Source organism: Kitasatospora sp. NPDC057512 (assembly GCF_042802135.1).
Classification (GTDB): domain Bacteria; phylum Actinomycetota; class Actinomycetes; order Streptomycetales; family Streptomycetaceae; genus Kitasatospora.
Map to the genome: position 1 here is coordinate 1 of NZ_JBHVET010000737.1, position 4,156 is coordinate 4,156.

A 4,156-nucleotide genomic window follows, 5' to 3' on the forward strand; every position below is an offset into this window, starting at 1 on the left:
GGACGGACGGTTCCAGGCGGACGCCGAACTCGTCGTGCACGCGGGCCAGCAGCCGCTCGGCGGCGGGCCGGTCGCCGCCCAGGTCGTAGAAGCCCGCCGCGGGGTCGACCGACTCCCGGCCGAGCACCTCCGCGAACAGTCGGCACAGGACCTCGGCCGCTTCCGGCCGCTGCTCGGATCTGTGCGTCTGCTGGACCCCGGACATGTGACTCTCTCCCTCGTGCGGCTGGCCCCCGCGGTGGCGGGAGCGGCGAGCTGGGTTGACCCCGGGGCGGTCGGCCCGGGGGGTCGGCGGAGCGATGTTGCGGTCGTCTTGCGGTGCTGCGGTGTGCTTCGTGTGACGTCCGTGCGGCGCACGGGTGCGGTGCGGCGGTGCGGAGGGTGGTGGCGCGCCGGTGCTGTTCGATGCACGCGCGTAGACGTCGGACACGGGACCGCGCCGGCGGCGTGACGGTGCGGCCGCGCGGCGGTGGCGGGGTGCTGCGGTGGTGTGACGGTGCCGGCGGGCTCCGGCGGTGCGGTGCGCCGACGACCGGGCGAGCGGCCTGGTGAGGGGCGGCTCGGGTGCGGGGCGGTGCCGGGTGAGCGGCGGGCTGCCCCGGGTGCGGTGCCGAGGTGGTGCGCTGTCAGGTGGTGCGCTGTCAGGTGGTGCCCTGCCGGGTGGTGCCCCGTCAGGTGGTGCACTGCCGGGTGGTGCGCTGCCGAGGTGTCACGGCCGGGTGAGCGGCCGCTCGGCGTGGATCCCCGTCCGGAGGCCGCGCGGTGCTCAGCGGTCCGTCGGTCGGTGGGCGGTGCCCGGGGTCAGTGCTCGGACAGGTGCGCGATGAGGCTCTTCGGCCGCAGGTCCTGCCAGTTCTGCTCGACGTAGTCGAGGCAGTCCTGCCGTCCGGCGGCACCGAAAACCTGCTGCCAACCGGCGGGCACCGGGCTGAAGGCCGGCCACAGCGAGTGCTGGCCCTCGTCGTTCGTCAGGACGAGGTAGCTGGCCTCGGCATCCTCGAACGGGTTCGCCATCGTCGGTTCCTCTCTGTTCGTAGCTGTGCAGATCTGGTTCGTAGCCGTGCAGAGCAGTGCGAGAAGGGGAGGAGCAGGGTGGTCGGAAGTGACCGGATGTGATCAAACGGAGCCGCGGCTCACGGACCCCAGCCGGAGTCCTCGCTGGGGGCGTCGTGGGCGGTGACGGAGACCGTGGACAGGTGCGGTTGGGCGTGGAGTTGGAGGCCCACCACGGCGGCCAGCAGGACGGCGAGCATCCCGAGCATCTTGTGGACGCGGACGGCAAGGCTTGGCATCGCGAATTCCTCTTCCTGAGGAGGGCGGTCTGCCCTCTTCGCTCTGAAATGCATCCTGCCGAAGGCCCAAACGTGCTTGGAAGCTCTGACTGTGATCGTGAACACGCAATGCGGGAACCGGAAGCCCGGTCAGATCGTGCCAAAAACAGACAGACATGATCCAAGTCGCACCTGGGTCTGTCAGATCAGTGGTGGGAACTCCGCGGGCGCGTGGGACATCGCGGGGGACACCGCTGGGCGGAAGCGGGCACTCCGGCCCGCCGCAGCGAGCCCCGGCGCAACTCCTCCCGGACGGCGGGCCAGTCCTCGACCCACGGCCGGCCCGTCCCGGTCGGCGACTCCAGGGCGAGCGTCGCCAGGTAGGCGCGCTTGAGCGCCGCCCGTTCGTCCTGCACCCGCCCGGCGGACTGCTCGATCCGGCGCAGCCGGGCGTGCAGCCGCTCCAGCGCGCCCCCGCCCGTCAGCAGCCGCCGCGCCTCCGGGCCGAAGCGGAAACCGGGGGCCAGCAGCGGCCAGGCCGACCGCCACACCCGGAACACCTCGCGGTGGCTCGGCCCCCACTCCCGCTCGGCCTGCGCCAGCCGCTCCAGCGCCGCCGCCTCGGTCGGCGCCGTACAGGTCTCGCGCAGCGCCCGGGAGAGCGCCCCCCAGTCCTCGCCGGGCGCGTGCCGCAGCGCCGCGTGCAACAGGTGCGCCACCGAACCGTGCACCACCGTACGAGGCCACCGCTCGGCCGCCGCCTCCGCCAGCACCGCACCGGTGCCGCCCACCAGCACCCAGACCTCCCGCACCCCGCGCTCGGCGAGCCCGGCCAGCACCTGCGGCCACTGCTCCCCGTCCGCGGCCGGCCACAGGCCCAGCACCTCGCGCCGGCCCTCGGTGGAGACCCCGAGCGCCAGGTGCACCAGCGGCCCGCCCGAGCGGCCGCTGCGCACCGAGTCGACGAAGACCACCGGGTAGACCGGGTCGAGCCGCCGCCCGCGCCGCTCGGCGAGCTCGTCCAGCACCTGGTCGGTGATGGCCGAGACGGTCTCCCGGCTCAGCTCCACGCCGTACACCTCGGCCAGGTGCGCCACCAGCTCGCCCGAACTGAGGCCGCGCGCGGTCAGCGAGATCACCAGCCGGTCGAGCCCGGGCAGGCGCCGGGCGCGGGGGAGGACGGCCTTGGGGGTGAAGCTGCCCTCGCGGTCCCGGGGCACCCGCACCTCGACCGGGCCGATCTCGGTGAGCAGCCGTCTGGCCCGGGTGCCGTTGCGGCCGTTGCCGCCGGGGCCGGAGCCGTTGCCGGAGCCGGAACCGTTGCCGGATCCGCGCAGGTGCTCCTGGAGTTCGAGCTCCAGGGCGCCCTCGATCAGCTGCTTGGCGAAGGCCTGGAGAATCCCGCCGTCGCCCAGCAGCCGGACGGCGCCGGAGCCGACCTGCGCGGCGGCGGCCTCCGCCAACTGCCGCACCAGGCGCTGGTCCACCAGGCCGGCGAGGGCGGCGGGCGGTGCCGCCGGGTCGGAATCAGCTCGCAACTGGGGGTGCCTTCCGTCTGTAGGCCGTTCCGTGCACCGACCGCCCGCTCCGGACGTCCCGTCGGGACGCCAGGTGCGATGCGCCGGCGATCCCCCGGTCACCGCTGCCGGGTGCGGTCACGACCGCGGCCCCGGCTCCCCGTTTGCGTGCACGCCCGACTACCGTCAGCCGATGATTTCCGCGCCCTTTGGGCGTACACTCACGGCTGTCGGAGCCCGGGGGGCGGCTTCCGAACGGCAGTCACTTCCATCTTGCCGGTTCGGATGCCTGGCGGTAGCCGGTACGGGCATTCGTGAAACCGCAATGCCGAAGCCGGAAGGATGCCCAGATGTGCCCAAGTCAGGACAACTGCGCGGAAAGGGGAACACCCCAGCTCTGCGACCGGGGCATCGAGTTCTACCGCACGGCGCTGGCCGAGGGGGAGGCGACCGGCGAAGCCCCCGAGTGCCTGCTCGCGATGGGTCTGCTGCGCCCGCTGCCCGGCTCCGGTGACCGGCTCGTCCCCGTCCCGCCCGACATCGCCGCCACCGGACTGGCGCGGCCGCTCGAACTCGCCGTGCTGGCCCACCAGGAGCGGCTCGCCGCACTGCACACCTCCTTCCACGCCGCCGAGCACACCTACCGCGACGTCATGCGGCGCGCCAAGTTGCCGATCCGGCTGCTGGCGGGCGAGGAGATCAACCCCGCGCTGGAGAAGGCCGTCGCCGCCTGCACCGAGGAACTGCTCACCGCCCAGCCGGGCGGCGGCCGCGGCCCCGAGCAACTGGGCGACGCGCTCCCGCGCGACCTCGCCCTGGCCGGCCGCGGCGTGCGCCAACGCACCCTCTACCAGCACACCGTGCGCTCGCACGGCCCGACGCTGGCCTACATCGAGCAGGTCACCGCCCAGGGCGCCCAGGTGCGCACCCTGAACGAGGTCTTCGACCGGGTGATCATCTGCGACCGCTCCACCGCCTTCATCCCGGCCGGCGCCGACCGCCAGGCCGCGGCGATGCTCATCGAACTCCCGCCGCTGGTCGAGTACCTGCTCAAGATCTTCGAGCTGATGTGGGAGCGCGCCGAGCCCGTCACCTACCAGCAGGGCCACCACCGCCCCCGCCTGCTGACCGCCCGCACCCGGCAGAACGTGCTGCGCCTGATGGTCAACGGCTACACCGACGAGGCCATCGCCTCCCGCCTCGGCATGAGCACCCGCACCGTGTCCAGCCACATCCAGAAGGCCAGCGAACTCCTCGGCAGCCGCAGCCGCGGCCACCTCGGCTACATCATCGCCCGCCAGGGCGTCCTGGACGAACCCCTCGACGAACTCTGACGGGCCGCGCGCCCCGGAACGCCGAAACCGCCAC

Annotated in this window: 5 protein-coding genes; 1 reads left to right on the top strand and 4 read right to left on the bottom strand. The window is 73.6% G+C overall.

The genetic code is table 11. The annotated features are described in order from the left end of the window. The 4 genes from ACFU6K_RS32875 to ACFU6K_RS32890 all read right to left on the bottom strand — a co-directional run. On the bottom strand, positions 1–205 hold a 205-nt coding region (locus ACFU6K_RS32875), incomplete at its 3' end, for an acyl carrier protein (RefSeq protein WP_380669287.1). A 596-nt stretch (positions 206–801) separates the two neighbouring features. Further along, entirely contained in the window at positions 802–1,014 is a 213-nt protein-coding gene (locus tag ACFU6K_RS32880; RefSeq protein WP_049649760.1) for an MbtH family protein, read from the bottom strand. Between the two features lie 119 nt (positions 1,015–1,133). Then, positions 1,134–1,292 (bottom strand): hypothetical protein, encoded by a 159-nt coding sequence (locus ACFU6K_RS32885; protein ID WP_158077742.1) that lies wholly within the window; start codon positions 1,290–1,292, stop codon positions 1,134–1,136. Positions 1,293–1,477: 185 nt separating this feature from the next. Beyond that, a complete protein-coding gene (locus ACFU6K_RS32890; RefSeq protein ID WP_380669290.1) occupies positions 1,478–2,809 on the bottom strand; it encodes an IS256 family transposase in 1,332 nt (443 codons plus the stop codon). A gap of 329 nt (positions 2,810–3,138) precedes the next feature. Between ACFU6K_RS32890 and ACFU6K_RS32895 the strand changes: the two genes are divergently transcribed. Then, entirely contained in the window at positions 3,139–4,122 is a 984-nt protein-coding gene (locus ACFU6K_RS32895) for a LuxR C-terminal-related transcriptional regulator (RefSeq protein ID WP_380669292.1), read from the top strand. Positions 4,123–4,156 lie beyond the last annotated feature (34 nt).

Coding starts and splice junctions, on each gene's coding strand:
- ACFU6K_RS32880 (WP_049649760.1), bottom strand. CDS start 1,014: ATGGCGAACCCGTTCGAGGATGCCGAGGCCAGCTACCTCGTCCTGACG.
- ACFU6K_RS32885 (WP_158077742.1), bottom strand. CDS start 1,292: ATGCCAAGCCTTGCCGTCCGCGTCCACAAGATGCTCGGGATGCTCGCC.
- ACFU6K_RS32895 (WP_380669292.1), top strand. CDS start 3,139: ATGTGCCCAAGTCAGGACAACTGCGCGGAAAGGGGAACACCCCAGCTC.